Below are 1336 nucleotides of genomic sequence, written 5' to 3' on the forward strand. Positions count from 1 at the left end.
GTCTTTGTTAGTATCTTCTGCAAAGTATGAAACAGCTGCCATCATAGCACTTACTTGCCCTTTCATATCAGAAGTTCCTCTACCATATATTTTTCCATCTACTATTCTCGCTTCAAAAGGAGGAACACTCCATTTACTTGCATCTGGAACTGGAACTGTATCTATATGTCCATCAAATAATATTTTTTTACCTGGTTTGTTTCCTTTTATGCATCCTACTATATTTCCATATCTATCTCTTGACCAGCTATCAAAACCTAGTAAAGCAAAGTTTTCTTCTATTGCTTTTACTACATTTTCTTCCTGACCTGAATAACTAGCATTTCTTATTAAATCTTGGCATACTTCAGTTAATTGTTTTTTTCTTATTTCATTTAACATTTTGATATTCCCCCATATAATTTTTAATTTGTTGATGTTTCACTTTGATATTTTACTTTTTTAATTTACTCATACTTTATTTAATTTATTGATTTTTCGCTTCTTTATATTTTATTTATTAAATTCTTATTTAGACTTTATTTTGATTTTAATTAGCTCTTATTTTGATTTTATTTAGTTCTTATTTTAAGTCTTTTATTTGCTTTGGCACTCACCATTCCAAACTATATCTTTATATTTATCAGGGTCAGTGTCTCCTTCTGTACTTATTAATAATACTTTAGAGTTTTCATCTAATTTTAAAGCTTCTCTTAAGTCTTTTAAATCTTCACTTTCAAGGATTGAAACTAATGCTCCAGTTGTAACTGCTCCAGATTCTCCAGAAATTACTTTTTCATCTCCTCTTAGAGGATTTCCTAGTATTCTCATACCTTTAGCAGAAACCCAGTCTGGTGCTGAAACGAATGCTGATGAATAATTTTTTAACACTTCAAACCCTATAGTATTTGGTTCTCCACAAGCAAGACCAGCCATTATAGTTGGCATATCTCCTCCAACAAATCTTGGTTTTCCATCTCCTGCTTCTGCTGATTTATAGTAGCAATCAGCTTCATCAGCTTCTACTACTACTGTTATTGGGCATTCATCGTATATTGAAGCAACATATCCTTGAACTGCACCAGCAAGTGAACCAACTCCTGCTTGCACAAATACGTGTGTTGGTCTGTCTACTCCATATTCTTTTAATTGCTCTATAGCTTCTTTAGCCATAGTTCCATATCCTTGCATTATCCATGCTGGAATTTCTTCATATCCGTCCCATGCTGTATCTTGAACCATTACTCCGTGGTCATCAGCTTCTGCATAGTCATTAGCTAATCTTACTGCATCATCATAGTTTAAGTCTGTTATACTAGCATCTGCTCCTTCTCCTTTGATTTTATTTAATCTAAAT

The 1336-nt window shown here is 32.6% G+C and carries 2 protein-coding genes; both read right to left on the minus strand.

The window, feature by feature from the left end:
• On the minus strand, positions 1-381 hold a 381-nt coding region (locus Q3287_RS19325), incomplete at its 3' end, for a M20/M25/M40 family metallo-hydrolase (RefSeq protein ID WP_407964672.1).
• A gap of 195 nt (positions 382-576) precedes the next feature.
• The coding region (locus Q3287_RS19330) for a diaminopropionate ammonia-lyase (protein WP_407964673.1) at positions 577-1336 on the minus strand (760 nt) is incomplete at its 5' end.

Source organism: Clostridioides sp. GD02404, assembly GCF_045898275.1.
Lineage (GTDB): Bacteria > Bacillota > Clostridia > Peptostreptococcales > Peptostreptococcaceae > Clostridioides > Clostridioides difficile_A.